Here is a 19414-nt window from a genome sequence, read left to right on the forward strand (position 1 = left end):
TAATCACTTATTCTTAGTGTTTTTTGGCATTTAAAAACACACTAAGAATGATCAAAGCAAAAGCAAAAAGATCAATCACATTATAAATAGTTCCTAAAAATAAAAAACTCATAAAAGCAGCAGCCACGGGTTCTATACAAGCTATCATACTAGCTTTAAAAGCCCCTATTAATTCAACTCCTTTTAAATATAAACAAAAAGCCCCTATTGTGCCTATAAATACAATCGCGCTCATAGCCAAAAAGGAATTTAAAGAAAAATCATGTTTTGGGATATTTCCTTGCAATAATACAAAAAGCAAAAAAGAAGCAAATAAACTAGCCAAACCCATAATTAAAAATAAGCCATATTTTGCTATGATAAGCCTAGCACTCAAAGAGTAAAACGCTACTCCAAGAGCTCCAAAAAAAGCCCAAATAATACCTCTTATATCAAGTTTTAATGTATTAATATCTCCATTTGTTATAAGTAAAAATAAAGCAAAAAGTATTAAAAACAAAGCGATTAGTTCTACTTTTTTAGGAAAAATTTTATTTTTAAAACACATAAAAAGCATTATGATTAATGGTGCGTTGTATTGTATCATCGTGGCAGTTCCTGCATCGGTATAATAAATAGCTTTAAAATAACCATATTGAGTTATCAATAAACCAAAGATAGAAAAAATTAAAAGAGAGCTAAGTTCTTGTTTTTGCTTTAGTAGTTTTAGTTTGAAATTTTTTACACCCAAAATTATTAAAATAACGCCGGTAAAAAGCAAACGATAAAAACTTACCCATTCAGCAGAATAATGATTTTTAAACAAATACTCAGCCAAAACCCCACTTATGGCCCAAAATATCCCACCAAGTATGACTAGAAAAACTCCCAAAAAACACCTTTAATCTTATTAATTTATATAATATTTGTAGTAAAATATTATTATATCATTATGTATATATTTTAAGGAAAATTAATGACTTATTTAGAGATTGATGGTGTTGAAAAGTTAAATGGAGAAGTGATAATAAGTGGTGCAAAAAATGCAGCACTTCCTTTGATAGCTTCAAGTATTTTAGCTAAAAATGAAGTGCAAATTTCAAATTTACCAAATGTAGCAGATATTTGTACCCTACTTTCTTTGCTTGAAAATTTAGGGGCAAATTATACTTTTAAAGACAATTTTGCAAAAATAAATACAAAACACCTAAATAAAACCATAGCAAAATACGACATCGTGCGTAAAATGCGTGCCTCTATACTTACCTTAGGGCCTTTACTAGCTAGATTTGGAAATTGTGAAGTTTCTTTACCGGGAGGTTGTGCTATAGGCCAACGCCCTATTGATTTACACCTTTTAGCTTTAGAAAAAATGGGAGCTAATATTGAGATTAAACAAGGCTATGTAGTAGCTAGTGGAGGGCTTAGGGGTGCTGATGTGATGTTTGATAAAATCACTGTTACAGGCAGTGAAAATATCATTATGGCAGCAGCCCTAGCTCATGGTAAAACTAGACTTTTAAATGTTGCTAAAGAGCCTGAAGTAGTGCAACTTTGTGAGGTTTTAGCTAGAGCCGGGCTTGATATACAAGGCATAGGATCTTCTGAACTTGAAATTTATGGCACAAGTGGAGAACTTTTAGAATTTAAACCTTTTGAAATTATTCCTGATCGTATTGAAGCAGGAACTTATCTGTGTGCAGGAGCTATCACTAACTCAAAAATCACTCTAAAAAAAGTCAATGCAAGCCATCTTAGTGCAGTTTTGGCAAAGCTAGAGCAAATGGGTTTTAGCTTTGATATTAATGAAGATAGTATTGGCATAAATCCTGCTAAAGAAATCAAACCGGTTGAAATTTTAACTAGCGAATATCCAGGTTTTCCAACGGATATGCAAGCACAATTTATGGCTTTAGCTTTAAAAGCAAATGGTACAAGTATTATTGATGAGAGATTATTTGAAAATCGTTTTATGCATGTAAGTGAGCTTTTAAGAATGGGAGCTGATATAAGATTAAACGGGCATATTGCTACTATAAATGGCACTAAAGAGCTTTTGGGGGCTGATGTTATGGCTACTGATTTGCGTGCGTCTTCTGCTTTGATTTTAGCGGCTTTAGCAGCTAAAGGAACTAGTAAAATTCATAGAATTTATCATCTTGATAGAGGATATGAAAATTTAGAAGAAAAATTTAAAAAACTAGGTGCAAGTATAAGAAGGCTTGAAGAATGAGAGATATTTTTGCAACTTTAAATTTTTTAAAAGAACAAATCAAAGCAAAAAATGAATTTCAAAAAGTAAATTTGACGCAAGCTTTGGGGTGTATTTTATATGAAGATGTTTTTGTGAAAAAAAACCTACCCGCTTTTGATAATTCTGCCCTAGATGGTTATGCATTAAATTATGCACATAAGAATGAATTGCTAAAAATAAAAGGAAGCATTTTAGCAGGCGATAAAAATGATTATATTTTAGAAAAAAATGAATGCTATAAAATTATGACAGGAGCTAAAATTCCTCAAAATGCAAATACTATTTTAATGTTTGAAGAAGCTTTGCTTGAAGATGAAAAGCTCAATGCCAAAAACGCTAAAGAAAACAATGCCATCCGTTTTAAAGGCGAGGAAGCAAAGCTTGGAGAGCTTTTGTTTAAAAAGGGACAAAAAATCACTTCAGGTATGATAGCTATGCTTGCTGCTCAAGGAATTTATGAGTTAAATGTCGTTAAAAAATTGCGTGTTGGGATTTTTTCAAGTGGAGATGAGCTTGTAGAACCTTGGGAAAATGCTGATGAATACAGCATATATAATGCAAATGCTTTTGGAATTTATGCTATTTTGCAAGATTATGCTGATGTTGAGTATTTAGGACTTATAAAAGATGATTTAAATGCATATAAAAAGCTTTTAGAAAATAAAGAATTTGATATGCTTATAAGCAGTGGTGGAGCTAGCGTGGGTGAGGCTGATTTTATCAAACAAGCTTTGCTTGAGTGTGATTTTAACCCTATTTTTGAAAAAGTAAATGCTAAACTTTGCAAGCATGTAAAACTTTTTAGCAAAAGCGATACGCTTTTTCTAGCCCTACCAGGAAATCCTTTAGCCTCTTTAGTTTCAACGCATATTTTTGCAAAAAATATACTCAATTTACTTTATGGTAAAGAACTTTTGGAAATTGATAAAGCAAGATTGACTAAAGATTTAAATTTCAAAGGTCAAAGAAATGATTTTGCTTTTGGAAAATTAGTCGATGGGTATTTTAAACCAAGTGAAGCTAAATTTGGCTCAGGTATGCTAAAACCTTTATGTGAAAACACGCATATTTTAATCACGCAAATTGATGATACAAAATTAGTAAAAGATCAAGAAGTTAAAGTTTTAAAAATTTAATAGGGTATTGCACTACCCTATTTTGAATGATTAACTTCTTGCTTTATCTAAAGTTTTAAAAAGATTGTTTAAGATATTTTCTTCATTTTTTTGGTATTTGCTTTGGCGTAATTTCTCCCAAGCATATACGCTATAATCTTTAGAAATTGAACCTATATTTAAATCTGTATTACTAAAAGCATTGTTGCTATCTTTTTTATACTCTTTTTCCTCTTTGTCTTTAAGTGCATTAAGTGTAGCTTGAAATTCATCTGAAGATGTGTTTTTTTCTTTGATTTTTGTCATATTGTTTAAGGCTAGCGGACTATTTTTATCATTTACTTGCATGAGTTGCTCCTTTTAAAATTTAATAATCACAAGCAAAAAACATTCCTTAATTTTAAAAACTTGACAATAAAATAAAGTTTTGATAAAATCACACTCTACTTTCAAAATGCGGGAATAGCTCAGGGGTAGAGCACAACCTTGCCAAGGTTGGGGTCGCGAGTTCGAATCTCGTTTCCCGCTCCACTTCTTTTAACTAAAATCAAACTTTTTTGATGTATTATATAATTAATATATTTTATATAAGAGGTTGCTGTATTGTTTTTTAAACAAATCATTCTAGTTTTATTTTTCTATACTTTAAGTTTTGCTTCGAATTTTGATGAAGTAAAATTAGCTTTGATTAAAGAATTTAAAATAAATTATCCGCAGTTAGAAATCATTTCTTTGGATCTTAACACTCAATCAAGTTTGCCTGCTGATTTTAATCAATATATTTTTTTAAAGCTAGGTAATCATAATTTTGATAGAGCCGATGGTTTTATAAAGGCTGAATTTAAAACTCCAGAGCAGTTTAAAAAAAATATATTTTTTAAGTATTTTTTAAAGGCAAAATTAGAAGTTTTGCAAACTACGCGTCCTATTTCGCGTAATGAAAATTTAAGTCCTGCTAGTTTTAAAATTTTAAAAATTCCTTTTGATAAAGCCCCTCAAGGTGTATTAAAAAAAGATGAAATCACAAATTTAATAGCCAAAAGCAATATAAGAGAAAATATGATTTTAAAATATAATATGTTTAAAACCAAAACCCTTATACAAAGAAATGATTCTGTTTATGGTATCATCAAAGATGGGGATTTAAGTATGATGATAGAATTAAAAGCCTTGCAAAGTGGGAATTTAAACCAAAGAATTCGCCTTAAAAATAAAGATGGAAAAGTCGTGCATGGTAAAGTTATTAGTAAAAATTATGTGGAGCTAAAATGAGAAAAATTTTAGTAGGTATTAGTGGAGCTAGTTCTTGCGAGCTTGGCTTTTTATTATTAAAACATTTAAAAGAAAAAGGACAAATTTATGCTATCGTGAGTAAAAATGCAAAAATAAGCTTTATAAAAGAAAATTCCCTTTTGCAAAATATAGACTTTTTGCAACACATAAAAGATAAATTTGAGCTTGAACATGTAAATTTTTTAGATAATGAAGACATTAGTCAATGCGTAGCAAGCGGATCTTTTGGCATAGAAACGACTTTTATCACACCTTGCTCGATTAATACTTTAGCAAAAGTTGCTTGCGGTATAAATGATACTTTACTTACAAGAGCTGCAGGAGTGGCTTTAAAAGAACGCAAAAAGCTCATACTTGGAGTAAGAGAAATGCCCTATTCTACTTTAAATTTAGAACAAATGGCTAAACTTTCTAGTTATGGAGTTATCATCGCTCCTCCTGTAATGGCAAGTTATGCTAAGATTGATAATTTAGAAAAATTATATGAATTTATCATAGGAAAATGGCTTGATTTAGCAAATATCGAGCATAATTTATACCAAAGGTGGCAATGATGGCTAGTTGTGTGTATCCAGGAACATTTGATCCTATCACTAATGGACATTTAGATGTTATCATTAGAGCTAGCAAGATGTTTGAAGAGGTGGTAGTTGCTATAGCTAAAAGTGAAAGCAAAAAGCCTATGTTTGGCTTGGAACATAGAGAAAAAATGGTAAAAATTGCTACAAAAGACTTAAAAAATGTTAAAATTACAACTTTTGATAACTTACTAGTAGATCTTGCTAAAAATTTGCAAATAAATATCATTATAAGAGGCTTAAGAGCGGTGAGTGATTTTGAGTATGAATTACAACTTGGCTATGCAAATCACATGCTTTGGGAAGATTTTGAAACTATATATCTTATGCCAAATTTAAAAAATTCTTTTATTTCAAGCTCCATAGTAAGATCAATTTGTGCCCATAATGGTGATGTGAGCAAGCTTGTGCCAAAAGAAATTATACCTTTATTAAAGGAGAGAGATTGTATATAGCTTTTGAAGGGGTTGATTGTGTGGGTAAAAGCACACAGATAGAACTTTTAAAAAAATATTTTCATAATGCATTTTTTACTAAAGAACCAGGTGGAAGTGAGCTTGGAGTGCATTTGAGAAAAATTTTATTAGAAAGCAAAATACATTTTTCTAAAAAGGCTGAGCTTTTGCTTTTTTTAGCAGATAGAGCAAATTTAATCGACATGCATTTAGCACAAAATAAAAACAAACTTATCATTTCAGATCGTAGTTTTATTTCTAATATGGCTTATGCAAGATGTGATTTTGATCAAAATATTTTATTTGAGTTAAATTCTTTCGCCACAGGTGGACTTTTTCCACAAAAGGTTGTGTTTTTGCATGGCTCTAAAGAGCTTATCGCACAAAGACTTTCTAAAAAAGATCTAGATAGTATTGAAAAAAGAGGGGTTGAATATTTTTTAAATATACAAAATGCCCTAGAAGAAACTTTAGAGTTTTTAAAAACTAAGATAGATATAAAAATTTTAAAATTAGATGCTTCTTTGAGTATTGAAAATTTACATGAAAAAATTAAGGAATTTATAGATGATTAATGCTTTAAAAGGAATGAAAGATTTACAAGATGATCAAGCTACTCTTTATGAAAAAGTGGTAAAAACTTGTGAAGAAGTAGCTAAAAACTATGGTTTTACTTTTATTAATTGTCCGCATTTAGAACTTACTAAGCTTTTTAAAAGAAGTGTTGGAGAAAGCTCTGATATAGTTGGCAAAGAAATGTATGAATTTGTTGATAAAGCAGGCAATGAAGTGTGTTTAAGGCCTGAAGGGACAGCTGGGGTGGTAAGATCATACATAGAAGCTAAAATGGATAAGGCTCAAAGTGTTAAAAGATGGTTTTATCATGGCTCTATGTTTCGCTATGAAAGGCCACAAAAAGGAAGATTGCGTGAATTTCATCAATTTGGAGTAGAAAGCTTTGGTGTAGCAAGTGTGTATGAGGATGTGAGCATTATTTTAATGCTAAATGAAATTTTTAAACGCTTAGAAATTCATACAAGCTTGAAAATTAATTCTTTAGGCTGCAAAGAATGTATGGGTGTATATAAAGAAAAACTCATAGCTTTTTTAAATTCTAAAGAAGGTTTTTGCGAAGATTGCTTAAGAAGAAAAGACTTAAATCCTATTAGAGTGCTTGATTGCAAAAATGATCATTGTCAAAGTTTAATCGAAAATGCGCCAAAACTAAGTGAAAATTTATGTCCATGTTGTAAGAAAGATTATGAAAAATTGCAAAAACTTTTAAAAGAAAATGATGTTGAATTTGAATGTGATGAAAAATTAGTGCGTGGGCTTGATTATTATTCTAAAAGTGCATTTGAGTTTGTTAGCGATGAAATCGGTGCAAAAGCTGCCGTAGCAGGTGGTGGAAGATATGATAGATTGATTGAATATTTAGATGGTAAAAGTGGTTATGGTGTGGGTTTTGCTATGGGTATAGAAAGGATTATGGCTATTTTAGAGCAAAAACAAAGCGTAAAATCAAGAGAAGGAATTTATCTTTGTGCTATGGATGAAGCTTATATAGATACTATTTTTAAATTAGCAAATACTTTAAGAAAAAAACATAAGGTATATTTAAGCTATGAAGCAAAAAAACTTGCAAAGCATTTAAACCAAGCAGATAATGCTAATGCTAAAATCTTTTTGTGTATAGGCGAAGATGAAATGCAAAAAGAAGAGATTTTTTATAAAAATTTAGATAGTAAAGAAAATAAAAATATAAAATTAGCAAATTTGGAGAATGAGTTATGATTGATTATGGTATTAATATTTGGGGTGCAAATAATTTTATCATTGAAAATGGCAAAGTATGTGTAAATCATGGTAAAAAACCTGCCATTATAGATATAGTAAATACTTTGCGCGATGATGGTTATAAGGGGCCATTGTTGCTTCGTTTTCCTCATTTAATCCATAAGCAAATTGAGCAAATTTATAATAAATTTGCTAAAGCAAAAAAAGAATTTAACTATAAAGGTTCTTTTAACGCTGTATATCCTTTAAAAGTCAATCAATATCCAGGTTTTGTAAAAAATTTAGTTAATCTAGGTAAAGAATACAACTATGGCTTAGAGGCAGGAAGTAAGGCTGAGCTTTTGCTAGCTATGGCTTATAACAATGAAGGTGCACCTATAACAGTTAATGGCTTTAAAGATAAAGAACTCATAAATATGGGCTTTATAGCGTGTGAAATGGGTCATAATATCACTTTAACTATGGAAGGACTTAATGAGCTTGAAGCGATGATTGAAATTGCTAAAAATCGTTTTAAGCCAAAGCCAAATATAGGCTTAAGGGTGCGTTTGCATTCAGCTGGAGTAGGAATTTGGGCAAAAAGTGGTGGTATAAATTCAAAATTTGGTTTAACATCCACTGAACTGATTGAAGCGGTAAATCTTTTAAAAGCTAATAAACTTTTAGAGCAATTTACTATGATACATTTTCATTTAGGCTCACAAATTACTGAAATTCATCCTTTGAAAAAAGCTCTAAATGAAGCGGGTAATATCTACACCGAGCTTAGAAAAATGGGGGCAAAAAATTTAAAAGCTATTAATCTTGGTGGAGGTTTAGCGGTAGAATACTCTCAGTTTAAAAACGAAACAAGCAGAAATTACACCTTAAGTGAGTATGCAAACGATGTTGTGTTTATTTTAAAAGGTATTGCAGAACAAAAAAAAGATTTAGAGCCTGATATTTTTATAGAAAGTGGGCGTTTTGTAGCAGCAAATCATGCTGTTTTAGTAGCGCCTGTTTTAGAGCTTTTTTCTCAAGAATACACAGAAAGCAAGCTTTTATTAAAAGATAAAAACCCAAAACTTATTGATGAACTTTATGATTTGTATAAAAACATTAAAGCTTCTAATGCACTTGAGTATTTACATGATAGCATTGATCATATGGAGAGTATTTTAACCTTGTTTGATTTGGGTTATGTAGATTTACAAGATCGCTCTAATAGTGAAATTTTAGTACATTTGATTATGAGAAAAGCTATTTCTTTGGTGGGTGATCAAGCTGATTTATCGAGTTTGCAAAATGAAGTGCAAGAAAAATATTTAGTGAATTTTTCAGTATTTCAGTCTTTACCTGATTTTTGGGGTTTAGAGCAAAATTTCCCTATCATGCCACTTGATAGACTCAATAAAAAGCCAACTAGAAGTGCAAGTATATGGGATATAACTTGTGATAGCGATGGAGAAATTTCTTATTCTAAAGATAATCCTTTGTTTTTACATGATATTGATGTAGAAGCTGAAGATTATTTTTTAGGATTTTTCCTAGTGGGAGCTTATCAAGAAGTGCTTGGCATGAAGCATAATCTTTTTACACATCCAACTGAAGCTTGTATAAGTATTAATGAAAAGGGTTTTGAAGTAGAAAGCGTGCTAGAGGCTCAATCTATTTTAGATACCTTAGAAGATCTTGATTATGATGTGCATGCAATTATGGACAATATTAATGAAAAAATTTATGCTTCAAAACTTGTAAATGAAAATCAAAAAAAACATATTTTGGGTGAAATTTATTTATTTTTAAATGATAATGGATACTTAAAAAGTATAGGTTCTAAATGAGTATTTTTAAACTAATCAAAGAAGATTTTTCTATGCCAAAGCAAAAAGATCCTGCATATAGATCTTGGGTGGAATTAGTTTTTAACTATCCCGGTGTTTGGGCTGTGGTAAATTATCGTTTTGCGCATTTTTTTTATATCAAAAATTATAAACGCATAGCAAGAATGATTAGTGGAATTTCTCAGTTTTTAACAGGGGTTGATTTGCATCCTGGAGCTACGCTAGGTAGAAGGATATTCATAGATCATGCAATAGGTGTGGTAGTAGGTGAAACAGCTATAATTGGTAATGATGTGATTATCTATCAAGGAGTAACCTTAGGTGGCACAAGTTTAGATAAAAATACCAAAAGACATCCTACTATAGAAGATGGTGTGATCATAGGCTCTGGGGCTAAAATTTTAGGTAATATTACCATAGGTAAAAATGCAAAAATAGGTTCAAATGCAGTTGTATTAAAAGATGTTGGGGCAAATTTAACAGCTATTGGTATACCTGCTTATATTAAAGAATTTCAAATAAGCCAAAAAGAGAGAATTCAAAAACTAGAGGAAAGAATTAAATTTTTAGAAGAAAAACTAAATAAAGAGGACAAATGATAGCAATTACAGGTGGAGGCACGGGAGGGCATTTGGCTATAGCTAGATGTTTATTGCAAAGTGCAAGAAAACAAGGCATAAAATGTATTTACATAGGAAGTGAAAATGGCCAAGATAGACTTTGGTTTGAAAATGAAAATGGTTTTTATAAAAAATATTTTCTAAGCTCTCAAGGCGTTGTTAATAAAAAAGGCTTAGCTAAAGTTCAATCATTTTTACATATTTTAAAACTTGCAAGAACAACAAAACAAATTTTAAAAGAGCATAATATTAAAGTAGTTTTTAGTGTGGGTGGATATAGCAGTGCCCCAGGCGCTTTTGGTGCTTTAATGGCAAATATCCCACTTTTAATCCATGAACAAAATTCAAAAATAGGAAGTTTAAATTCACTTTTAAAGCCTTTTTCTAAAGCTTTTTTTACTGCTTTTGATGATCAAATTAACAAAGCAAATACTTTCTTTTGTCCTTATCCTATCAGCGAGATTTTTTCTCAAAAAGCAAGAGTGAGAAAAGAATTAAAAAATATTATTTTTCTTGGTGGCTCTCAAGGGGCTAAATTTATTAATGACCTTGCTTTAGAAAATGCTTTATACTTTAAAGAAAAAGGTATAAATATCATTCATCAATGTGGTAAGAATGATTATGAAAGATGTAAAAAAGCTTATGAGGATTTAAATGTCAAAGTAGAGCTTTTTGATTTTGATAAAAACATTATAGATAAAATTTCTAAAGCAGATTTAGCTATATCAAGATCAGGTGCAAGTAGTCTTTTTGAGCTTAGTGCAAATTTACTTCCTTGTATTTTTATTCCTTATCCATATGCGGTTAAAAATCATCAATATTTTAATGCTTTGTATTTAAAAGAGCGTAATTTATGTGAAATTTTAACCCAAGAAGAAAAACATCAATTTTTAAATTTAGTAGAAAATTTCTCATTAGAAGAAAAATCTTTAGCCTTGCAAGGATTAAAAAGCGAAAATGGCACAGATTTTATGATAGAAAAAGCAAAACAAATGGGGTTTATTTAAATAAAATACTCCCCAAACGCACCATATTTGAACCACATTTTATAGCTAGTTCAAAATCCCCACTCATACCCATGGAGCAAATTTTTGCCCCGTGTTTTTGTAAAATTTCATAGATTTTAAAAGTTTGCTCAAAGCTTTCTTGAACTTTTTCCTCATCCATAGAGCCTATACACATAATGCCTGTAAGGTTTAAATTTTTACACTCTTCTTGTATTTGTAAATACTCTTCTATGGCCTTATTTTGCTCTATGCCACTTTTAGAACTTTCATTGGCAGTATTGATTTCTAATAAAGTATCTAATTTATAATCAAGTCTTTTATCTACGGCTTTGGCGATTTTTAAGCCATTGCAAGATTGCCAAAGTAATGGGTTTTGTTTGATTAAAAGATTGATTTTGTTACTTTGAAGATTGCCTATAAAATGCCATTTGATTTCTAAATCTTGAAGTTTTTCTTTTTTTAAAGCTAAAGCTTGGACTTGATTTTCTCCAAACTCTACAACACCTTGCTTAAAAAGCTCTCGAATTTGTTCATCTTGAACATACTTGCTAGCTGCTACTAAACGCACATTTTGTTTTATAGTTTTTTCAAAAATACTTTCTAAATTCATCTTTTCCTACATCAATTCATATAATTTTTTACGCTCACTTGAGCTTCCTATACCAAGTTGCATACGATATTTAGTGATAGTCCTACGTCCTAGTTGCACACTTGGGAATTCTTTTTGAGTGAGTTCAAGAATTTTCAAATCACTCAAAGGTTTTTTAGGATTTTCTTTTTTAATTAAATTACTAAGAAAATCTTTGATTGTAGCATTAGAAGTTTCACCATCATCAACTGCAGTGGTAAAGAAAGATTTTAAAGGTATTAAACCTCTATCGCAACTTAAGTATTTGTTTGCAATTGCCCTTGAAATAGTAGAAGCATTTCTTTCAAGATCTTGTGCTAAATCTTTAAGCTGCATAGGTTTGATATCCCCGCCCATGAAAAAATCATATTGATATTCTATAATCATAAGCCCTAGTTTATAAAGGGTAGCTTTACGCATAGCTAGTGCATCGATTAAATTTTTTGCATCTTTTAAATAAGCACTTAAAAACTCATGATCTAAACCATCTGCTTCAAAAGCAATTTCAGGATAATAATCATCATTGATTTTAATTTTAATTTCACCATTTTCTTGATAAATAAATATATCAGGAATGATTTCCATGCTCTCTTCAAAATACTCCAAAAAAGGTGGAATGGAGATTTTTTTAATTATCGCTATAGCTTTTTTATACAAAGGATCTTTGATAAAATCTTTTGCATTTTCTAAATTTAAAATTAACATTTTGCAAAACTCATAAAGCTCATCATCTAAGTCAAAATGCTCTAATGCAAAAATAAAAGCTTCTTGATTGTCTTTTGCACCTACTCCAATAGGCTCAAGATACTTAAATCTCTGCCTGATTTTTTCTACTTCTAAAGGATCAAATTCACCTAAAATTTCCTCATCATACTCAAAATAACCTTCATGATTTAAACATTCTATGATTTTTTCAGCAATGGTTTGGGATTTTTTAGTAGGAAAAAATGGTGGTATGATTTGCTCACTTAAAAGTTCATACACATTTTTTACTTCCAAGCTTTTTGCATCAATCATTTGCGTGGTGGTATTTTTACTAAAATACTCTTGATAATACTTGTTTTGATTGTTTGTAATGCTTGAGTTTTCTTTGATCTCTATAAAAGGATTTTCTTTAGCAAATTCATCTAAACTTTCTTTTAGATCTTCAATATTAGCTTGCAATATAGGAAGCCAAGATCTTAAGGTTTGTGATAGTTTTGCTTTTTGCGTTATAGAGGTTTTTTGTTTAAGCATTATTCAAGTCTAAACTCACTTCCAAGATAATATTTTTTAACATCTTCATTATGCGCAATTTCATTAGCATTACCACTAGCTAGCAACCTTCCGCTTCTAATCACATAAGCTCTATCGCAAATTGCTAAAGTTTCTCTTACATTATGATCAGTGATTAAAACACCTATATTCATAGCTTTTAAATCATTAATCAAACTTTGAATTTCACTCACTGCGATAGGATCAACCCCAGCAAATGGTTCATCTAAAAGTAAAAATTTAGGATCACACATAAGTGATCTTGCGATTTCACAACGCCTTCTTTCACCCCCACTTAAACTCATGCCTTTTCTGTGTCTAATAGGTTCTATGCTAAGTAATTCTAGCATTTGTTCTATCTTTTGTTCTAATAAATTTTTATCCTTATATATTACTTGGGCGGCTAAAAGTAAATTTTCTTCTACGCTTAAGTCTTTAAAAACACTACTTTCTTGAGGTAAATACCCAATGCCAAGCTTTGCTCTTTTATTAAGTGGTTCTTTTGTGATATCTTGTGAGTCTAAAAACACCTGTCCACTTGTTGGCAAAATAAGTCCACATATCATATAAAAACTCGTAGTTTTTCCTGCTCCATTAGGCCCTAAAAGTCCTACAACTTCTCCACTTTGCACTTCTAGCGAAACATCGTGTATGATTTTAGTTTTTTTAATGATTTTTTCTAAATTTCTAGCTTCTAGCTTACTCATGTATTATATACTTTCTTTTATTTTCATAAGGAATGATTTGTAAAATTATATTAAAAATTTGATATTTATCTAAATATTTTTTTAATTTTTCATCACCCCACTCTACCAAATGCAAACCATCTTCAAAAAAATTTTCAATCAAGCCATTTTTTAAAAGCCCATCAAAACCTTCTTGATAAATATCATAATGATACATTTTACCTTGTTGAAAATCATACTCTTGCATGATAGAAAATGTAGGAGAATTAAGCGTTTTTTCTACTCCAAGAAATTGAGCATAATTTTGCACTAAAGTAGTTTTACCGCTTGCTAAATCCCCTTGAAGTAAAATAACTCCATTTTTAGGTAAAATTTCACAAAGCTTATAAAGCTCATTTTGGCTTAAAATCATTTCTTTCATTGGATTTTTACCACATATTTTTCTTGCATAGCTTTTGGTATGCTTTTGGTTGTTGGTATGTCTAAAACTTTATAGATATTAGTATATTCTATAAATTTAATGCTTATTTCATCGCCAATTTTTACTTCTTTACTAGCTTTAACTACTTGATTATTTATACTTACTACACCACTTTTACACATATCTTCTGAAATAGCACGACGCTTAGTAATATTAACTACATTTAAAAATTTATCTATTCTCATAAAAATATTTTATCAAAAAATACAAGAAAATGTTATAAAATGTCTAAATATTTTACATTATATTAAGCTAAATTCGTTAAATTTTACAATCATTTTTTTACAAAGAGGAAAGACAATGAAAAAAGATATTAAAAAAGTAGTTTTAGCATATTCTGGCGGACTTGATACAAGTATAATTTTAAAATGGCTACAAGATGAGTATAAATGTGAAGTAGTAACTTTCACAGCAGATATTGGACAAGGCGAAGAGCTTGAACCTGCTAGAAAAAAAGCGCTTTCTTTGGGTGTAAAAGAAGAAAATATTTTTATTCAAGATTTAAAAGATGAATTTGTAAAAGATTATGTGTTTCCTATGTTTAGAGCAAATGCTATTTATGAAGGAGAATATTTACTAGGTACAAGTATAGCAAGACCTTTGATAGCAAAAGCTTTGGTAGAAATAGCAAATAAAACCAATGCAGATGCTATTAGTCATGGAGCAACAGGTAAAGGAAATGATCAAGTGCGTTTTGAATTAGGTGCTTTGGCGCTAAATCCAAATTTAGCCATTATTGCTCCTTGGAGAGAATGGGATTTAAATAGCCGTGAAAAACTTTTAGCTTATGCACAAAAACATGGTATTGATATAGCTAAAAAGCCAGGTAAGTCACCTTATTCTATGGATGCAAATTTATTGCATATTTCTTATGAGGGTTTAGTACTTGAAGATCCTGCTGCTAAACCTGAAGCGGATATGTGGCGTTGGGTGAAAGATTTAAAAGAAACTCCAAATGAAAGCGAAGTGATAGAGCTTGAGTTTAGTAAAGGCGATTTATGTGCTATTAATGGAGAAAAAATGTCTCCCGCACAACTTTTGGCAAAACTTAATGAGCTTGGTGTAAAACATGGTATAGGTCGTCTTGATATTGTTGAAAATCGCTATGTGGGTATGAAAAGTAGAGGTTGTTATGAAACTCCGGGTGGAAGCATACTTTTAAAAGCACACCGTGCTATAGAAAGTATCACTCTTGATAGAGAGGCAGCACATTTAAAAGATGAATTAATGCCAAAATATGCAAGTTTAATTTATAATGGCTATTGGTTCTCGCCTGAAAGATTAATGCTTCAAGCCTTAATTGATGAGTCACAAAAATATGTAAATGGCAAAGTTAAACTTGAATTATATAAAGGTAATGTAATGGTAATAGGCAGAGAAAGTGCGAATGATAGCTTATTTAGCGAGGCTTATTGTACTTTTGAAGAAGATGCTGTGTATGATCAAAAAGATGCAGCAGGCTTTATAAGATTAAATGCTTTGAGATTTATCATCGCAGGTAAAAATGGAAGAAAATTTTAAAAAGGAAAACAATGAAAGTATTATTAATTAAAGATGTAAAAAGCTTAGGAAAAGCAGGAGAAGTTAAAGAAGTAAAAGATGGATATGGACAAAATTTTTTAATTGCCAAAGGTTTTGCCAAAGCTGCTACACATGAAGTTTTAAAACAATATGAAGCAGAGCAAAAGAAAAAGGCTGAAAATTTAAGATTTGAACTTGCAAATTTGGAAAAATTAAAAGAGGAATTATCTAAAATCACTATTTGTATAGCTAAGCCTGTGGGAGCTAATGGAAGCTTGTTTGGTGGGGTTACTAAAGATGAAATCGCACATGCATTAAAAGATCAAAAAGGTATAGAGCTTGATAAAAAAAGCTTAGAATGTGATACCATAAAAGAGCTTGGTGTGCATGAAATTTCAGCAAAATTAGGCCATGCAATTCATGCTGTATTTAAGCTAGAAGTTAAAGGAGAATAATGTTTCACGCAACTACAATTTTAGCTTATAAAGGTAAAAATAAATCTGTAATTGGTGGAGATGGGCAAGTAAGTTTTGGAAACACTGTTTTAAAAAACAATGCAGTTAAAATTAGAAAATTAAACAATGGAAAAGTATTAGCAGGTTTTGCAGGAAGCACCGCTGATGCTTTTAATCTTTTTGACATGTTTGAAAAACTACTTTCTAGTTCTAAGGGTGATTTGTTAAAAGCTGCAATAGATTTTTCAAAAGAATGGCGTAAGGATAAATACCTAAGAAAACTTGAAGCAATGATGTTGGTATTAGATAGAGATCATATATTTTTACTTTCAGGAACTGGAGATGTAGTTGAGCCTGAAGATGGTGCTATAGCTGCTATTGGTAGTGGGGGTAACTATGCACTTTCTGCTGCAAGAGCTTTATCCAAACATTCAAATTTAGATGAAGAAGAATTAGTCAAAGAAAGCTTGCAAATAGCTGGTGAAATTTGCATTTATACTAATACAAATATTAAAACTTATGTAATTGAGGATGATAAATGAATTTAACTCCAAAAGAGATTGTAAAATTTTTAGATGATTATGTAATTGGACAAAAAAATGCCAAAAAAATCATAGCAATTGCTTTAAGAAATCGTTATAGAAGAATGCAGCTTAGCCCTGAACTTCAAGATGATATCATGCCAAAAAATATTTTAATGATAGGATCAACTGGGGTTGGTAAAACAGAGATTGCAAGACGCCTTGCTAAGATGATGGGACTTCCTTTTGTAAAAGTTGAAGCAAGTAAATATACTGAAGTTGGTTTTGTTGGACGTGATGTAGAAAGCATGGTTAGAGATTTAGCTAATGCTGCTTTAAATTTAGTAAAAAACGAAGAAAAAGAAAAAAATAAAGACAAAATTAATGAATTTATAGAAAATAAAATTTTAGAAAAACTTTTACCACCTTTACCAAAAGGTGTTAGTGAAGAAAAACAAGAAGAGTATCAAAATTCTTTAGAAAAAATGCGCGTGAAATTAAAAGCTGGTGATTTAGATGATAGCACAATAGAAGTTGAAATTTCACAAAGCGTGTTTGATACTAATCCAAATTTACCACCTGAAATGGGTGCTATGCAAGATATAGTAAAAGTTATTGGCGTGGGTAATAAAAAAGTTAAAAAAGAAATGAAAGTAAAAGATGCAAGAATAGCTTTAGCTCAAGAAGCAAGTGAAAAAATTCTTGATATGGAAAGTATTAAAGGCGAGGCTTTAAGAAGAGCTGAAAATGAAGGGATTATTTTTATTGATGAGATAGATAAAGTAGCAGTTTCAAGCTCAAATTCAAACCGCCAAGATCCAAGCAAAGAAGGGGTGCAAAGGGATTTGCTTCCTATAGTTGAAGGTAGTACTATACAAACTAAATTTGGACCTTTAAAAACTGATCATATTTTATTTATCGCAGCAGGTGCTTTTCATCTAAGCAAGCCAAGTGATTTAATCCCTGAACTTCAAGGGCGTTTTCCTTTAAGGGTTGAGCTTGATTCGCTAGATGAGGATGCTTTATATGCTATTTTAACAAGACCTAAAAATTCATTACTAACACAATACATTGAGCTTTTAAAAACTGAAAATGTAGAGCTTGTTTTTGAAGATGAGGCTATTAGAGAAATAGCAAAAATAGCAAGCAAGGCTAATGAAGAAATGCAAGATATTGGCGCAAGACGCTTACACACGGTGGTGGAAAAACTTTTGGAAGATATTAGTTTTGAAGCAGATGAATATGCTGGAAAAGTTTATAAAATAGATGATTTTAAAGTGCAAGTTAAACTTGGAGATATCATAGAAAATAAAGATTTAGCTAGGTATATCTTGTGAAAAGTGGCTTTATAAGCATAGTGGGTAGAACTAATGCGGGAAAAAGTTCTATCCTTAATTCTTTATTAGAAGAAAAAATGGCTATGGTTTCTCATAAGCAAAATGCTACAAGAAGAAAGATTAATGCAATTATAATGCATGAGAATCATCAGCTTATTTTTATAGATACACCAGGCTTGCATGCAAGCTCTAAAGCTATGAATCAGCTTATGATTGATTTGGCGATTAAAAGCATTGCAGATTGTGATGTGATTTTATTTGTGGCTAGTATTTATGATGATATTAAAGATTATGAAAATTTTTTAAGTTTAAATCCTAAAGTGCCGCATATTGTGTTGATCAATAAGGTTGATTTGGTAAAAAAAGAAGTCTTACTTAAAAAATTAAGCGAGTATTCTCAGTTTAACTCACATTTTAGCGCCATTATCCCCTATTCTGCTAAGCAAAAATTTTATAAAAAAATTCTCTTAGATGAGATGATTAAGTATTTGCCTGAACATCCGTATTATTTTGATCCTGAGTTTATTACTACCACAAATGAAAAGGATATCTATAGAGATTTTATTTTAGAAGCCATATATGAAAATTTAAGTGATGAAATTCCTTATAGCACTGAAGTAAAAATAGAAAAAATCAAAGAGCTTGAGCAAATTTATTATATTAACGCTATCATCATTACAGATAGTAATTCTCATAAAGGAATGATACTAGGTAAAGATGGAACTACAATTAAGCGTATAGGTAAAGAAGCTAGGATGAAAATAGAAAAATTAGCGCAAAAAAAGGTAATGCTAAAATTGTTCGTTCAATTAGAAAAAAATTGGCATAAAAACGAGCAAAATCTCAAAAAAATCCTTTATGATGAGTAAAAAAATCATCAAAAAAGATTTTCTTACTTATGAAAAACTTTTATATGTAAAACTTACAAATCCTATTAGTGAAGATGAAATCTTAAAAAAGAGCTTTGAGGAACTTGGTCTTAAAGATGATTTTTCATATGAGCTAAAGTATTTTCAAGATAAATCTTTTACTCATGTATTTTTGTGTAAATATGAAGATATTTTAGATGTTGATTATGTAATCCCAGAACCCCTGCTCTTTGAAGTGTATTTTAGGAATGATACAAATAGTGAAAATCTTGCATTATTATTTAAGAAAAAATACATAGTTTTAGTGGAGTATTTGGGGTGTGAATTTCAAAATTGCAAAGTTATGCCATTAAATACTTATAGTAAAATATATGATGAAAAATTAAAAAATACATATAAAAACATCATAAGCATAGACGATACTCAAAATCTTAGCAGTTTTGATAAATTTAATAGTAATATTTTCTATCAAAAATTATTAAAAAAATGTGATCGAGTTAAAATTAATTTTGCCAATAAAGCAAAAATAAATCATTTAAAATCTTTTAGTTTTAAAATTTTATTAGCTTTTACATGCGGGATTTTACTAGCCTTAGTTTATCCCTTGTATTTATATACGCAAAAATCATCTTATGAAAAAGAAAAAATAAAATATGAAAATTTAATCAAAAACCAAGATGATATCTTAGAGCAAGCAAAAATAAATCAAAAACAAAATCAAGAAGTTGAAAAATTACAAGA

23 protein-coding genes and 1 tRNA gene are annotated in these 19414 nt (G+C 30.3%); 17 read left to right on the plus strand and 7 right to left on the minus strand.

The features are described 5' to 3' along the window. Nucleotides 1–13 precede the first annotated feature (13 nt). Nucleotides 14–871, minus strand: coding sequence for a DMT family transporter (locus L8W56_RS05760; RefSeq protein WP_263659690.1), 858 nt, complete (start codon nucleotides 869–871; stop codon nucleotides 14–16). 84 nt (nucleotides 872–955) lie between these two features. Between L8W56_RS05760 and murA the strand changes: the two genes are divergently transcribed. Together murA and L8W56_RS05770 are read left to right on the plus strand one after the other, a co-directional pair. Beyond that, nucleotides 956–2212, plus strand: coding sequence for a UDP-N-acetylglucosamine 1-carboxyvinyltransferase (gene murA, locus L8W56_RS05765; protein WP_263659691.1), 1257 nt, complete (start codon nucleotides 956–958; stop codon nucleotides 2210–2212). After that, nucleotides 2209–3369 (plus strand): molybdopterin molybdotransferase MoeA, encoded by a 1161-nt coding sequence (locus tag L8W56_RS05770; protein ID WP_263659692.1) that lies wholly within the window; start codon nucleotides 2209–2211, stop codon nucleotides 3367–3369. The genes murA and L8W56_RS05770 overlap by 4 nt, the downstream gene beginning before the upstream one ends. A 30-nt stretch (nucleotides 3370–3399) precedes the next feature. Here the strand turns inward: L8W56_RS05770 and L8W56_RS05775 are convergent, their stop codons facing one another. Further along, nucleotides 3400–3696 carry an invasion antigen C gene (locus L8W56_RS05775; protein WP_039668370.1) on the minus strand — a complete coding sequence of 99 codons (297 nt, stop codon included), beginning with the start codon at nucleotides 3694–3696 and terminating at the stop codon, nucleotides 3400–3402. A 108-nt stretch (nucleotides 3697–3804) separates the two neighbouring features. On the opposite strand from L8W56_RS05775, the gene L8W56_RS05780 reads away from it, so the two are divergent. The 9 genes from L8W56_RS05780 to L8W56_RS05820 all read left to right on the plus strand — a co-directional run bounded on the left by L8W56_RS05780 (nucleotide 3805) and on the right by L8W56_RS05820 (nucleotide 10921). Further along, nucleotides 3805–3879: transfer RNA gene (locus L8W56_RS05780), tRNA-Gly, on the plus strand. Between the two features lie 72 nt (nucleotides 3880–3951). Further along, on the plus strand, nucleotides 3952–4620 hold the full coding sequence (flgA, locus tag L8W56_RS05785) for a flagellar basal body P-ring formation chaperone FlgA (RefSeq protein WP_133318910.1): 669 nt from the start codon (nucleotides 3952–3954) through the stop codon (nucleotides 4618–4620). Next, nucleotides 4617–5195, plus strand: coding sequence for a UbiX family flavin prenyltransferase (locus L8W56_RS05790; RefSeq protein ID WP_263659693.1), 579 nt, complete (start codon nucleotides 4617–4619; stop codon nucleotides 5193–5195). Before flgA ends, L8W56_RS05790 begins: the two co-directional genes overlap by 4 nt. Then, complete coding sequence (gene coaD, locus L8W56_RS05795) at nucleotides 5192–5674, plus strand: pantetheine-phosphate adenylyltransferase (protein ID WP_263659694.1); 483 nt, start codon at nucleotides 5192–5194, stop codon at nucleotides 5672–5674. Before L8W56_RS05790 ends, coaD begins: the two co-directional genes overlap by 4 nt. Next, on the plus strand, nucleotides 5665–6249 hold the full coding sequence (gene tmk / locus L8W56_RS05800; protein ID WP_263659695.1) for a dTMP kinase: 585 nt from the start codon (nucleotides 5665–5667) through the stop codon (nucleotides 6247–6249). The genes coaD and tmk overlap by 10 nt, the downstream gene beginning before the upstream one ends. Then, nucleotides 6242–7468, plus strand: a complete 1227-nt coding sequence (hisS, locus tag L8W56_RS05805; protein ID WP_263659696.1) for a histidine--tRNA ligase — start codon at nucleotides 6242–6244, stop codon at nucleotides 7466–7468. Before tmk ends, hisS begins: the two co-directional genes overlap by 8 nt. Further along, a complete protein-coding gene (gene speA / locus L8W56_RS05810) occupies nucleotides 7465–9294 on the plus strand; it encodes a biosynthetic arginine decarboxylase (RefSeq protein ID WP_263659697.1) in 1830 nt (609 codons plus the stop codon). The genes hisS and speA overlap by 4 nt, the downstream gene beginning before the upstream one ends. Then, nucleotides 9291–9893 (plus strand): serine O-acetyltransferase, encoded by a 603-nt coding sequence (gene cysE, locus L8W56_RS05815; RefSeq protein ID WP_133318905.1) that lies wholly within the window; start codon nucleotides 9291–9293, stop codon nucleotides 9891–9893. The genes speA and cysE overlap by 4 nt, the downstream gene beginning before the upstream one ends. Beyond that, nucleotides 9890–10921: a UDP-N-acetylglucosamine--N-acetylmuramyl-(pentapeptide) pyrophosphoryl-undecaprenol N-acetylglucosamine transferase gene (locus L8W56_RS05820; RefSeq protein ID WP_263659698.1), complete on the plus strand. Its 1032-nt coding sequence runs from the start codon at nucleotides 9890–9892 to the stop codon at nucleotides 10919–10921. The genes cysE and L8W56_RS05820 overlap by 4 nt, the downstream gene beginning before the upstream one ends. Here L8W56_RS05820 and L8W56_RS05825 read toward each other — a convergent pair. Genes L8W56_RS05825 through L8W56_RS05845 form a run of 5 tightly spaced genes read right to left on the minus strand, consistent with a single transcriptional unit; the run spans nucleotide 10914 to nucleotide 14155 of the window. Further along, nucleotides 10914–11531, minus strand: a complete 618-nt coding sequence (locus L8W56_RS05825) for a YggS family pyridoxal phosphate-dependent enzyme (RefSeq protein ID WP_258107345.1) — start codon at nucleotides 11529–11531, stop codon at nucleotides 10914–10916. The two genes, L8W56_RS05820 and L8W56_RS05825, sit on opposite strands and share 8 nt — an antisense overlap. Nucleotides 11532–11537: 6 nt before the next feature. Next, nucleotides 11538–12785 carry an RNA polymerase factor sigma-54 gene (locus tag L8W56_RS05830; RefSeq protein WP_133318902.1) on the minus strand — a complete coding sequence of 416 codons (1248 nt, stop codon included), beginning with the start codon at nucleotides 12783–12785 and terminating at the stop codon, nucleotides 11538–11540. Continuing rightward, complete coding sequence (gene lptB, locus L8W56_RS05835) at nucleotides 12785–13510, minus strand: LPS export ABC transporter ATP-binding protein (RefSeq protein ID WP_039618272.1); 726 nt, start codon at nucleotides 13508–13510, stop codon at nucleotides 12785–12787. The genes L8W56_RS05830 and lptB overlap by 1 nt, the downstream gene beginning before the upstream one ends. Further along, nucleotides 13503–13910 (minus strand): tRNA (adenosine(37)-N6)-threonylcarbamoyltransferase complex ATPase subunit type 1 TsaE, encoded by a 408-nt coding sequence (gene tsaE, locus L8W56_RS05840; RefSeq protein ID WP_220566375.1) that lies wholly within the window; start codon nucleotides 13908–13910, stop codon nucleotides 13503–13505. The genes lptB and tsaE overlap by 8 nt, the downstream gene beginning before the upstream one ends. Beyond that, the gene (locus L8W56_RS05845; RefSeq protein WP_039618276.1) at nucleotides 13907–14155 is read right to left on the minus strand and encodes an RNA-binding S4 domain-containing protein; all 249 of its coding nucleotides are present in this window, start codon (nucleotides 14153–14155) and stop codon (nucleotides 13907–13909) included. The genes tsaE and L8W56_RS05845 overlap by 4 nt, the downstream gene beginning before the upstream one ends. Before the next feature lie 115 nt (nucleotides 14156–14270). Between L8W56_RS05845 and L8W56_RS05850 the strand changes: the two genes are divergently transcribed. The 6 genes from L8W56_RS05850 to L8W56_RS05875 form a co-directional block, all read left to right on the plus strand. Then, nucleotides 14271–15491: an argininosuccinate synthase gene (locus L8W56_RS05850; protein ID WP_263659699.1), complete on the plus strand. Its 1221-nt coding sequence runs from the start codon at nucleotides 14271–14273 to the stop codon at nucleotides 15489–15491. An 11-nt stretch (nucleotides 15492–15502) separates the two neighbouring features. Then, the gene (rplI, locus tag L8W56_RS05855; RefSeq protein ID WP_039618280.1) at nucleotides 15503–15946 is read left to right on the plus strand and encodes a 50S ribosomal protein L9; all 444 of its coding nucleotides are present in this window, start codon (nucleotides 15503–15505) and stop codon (nucleotides 15944–15946) included. Next, a complete protein-coding gene (gene hslV / locus L8W56_RS05860) occupies nucleotides 15946–16488 on the plus strand; it encodes an ATP-dependent protease subunit HslV (RefSeq protein WP_263659700.1) in 543 nt (180 codons plus the stop codon). The genes rplI and hslV overlap by 1 nt, the downstream gene beginning before the upstream one ends. After that, entirely contained in the window at nucleotides 16485–17804 is a 1320-nt protein-coding gene (gene hslU, locus L8W56_RS05865) for an ATP-dependent protease ATPase subunit HslU (RefSeq protein WP_133318898.1), read from the plus strand. Before hslV ends, hslU begins: the two co-directional genes overlap by 4 nt. Next, nucleotides 17801–18673 (plus strand): GTPase Era, encoded by an 873-nt coding sequence (gene era, locus L8W56_RS05870; protein ID WP_263659701.1) that lies wholly within the window; start codon nucleotides 17801–17803, stop codon nucleotides 18671–18673. The genes hslU and era overlap by 4 nt, the downstream gene beginning before the upstream one ends. Continuing rightward, on the plus strand, nucleotides 18663–19414 hold a 752-nt coding region (locus L8W56_RS05875; RefSeq protein ID WP_263659702.1), incomplete at its 3' end, for a hypothetical protein. The genes era and L8W56_RS05875, both read left to right, overlap by 11 nt.

Source organism: Campylobacter sp. IFREMER_LSEM_CL1085, assembly GCF_025772235.1.
Classification (GTDB): domain Bacteria; phylum Campylobacterota; class Campylobacteria; order Campylobacterales; family Campylobacteraceae; genus Campylobacter_D; species Campylobacter_D lari_D.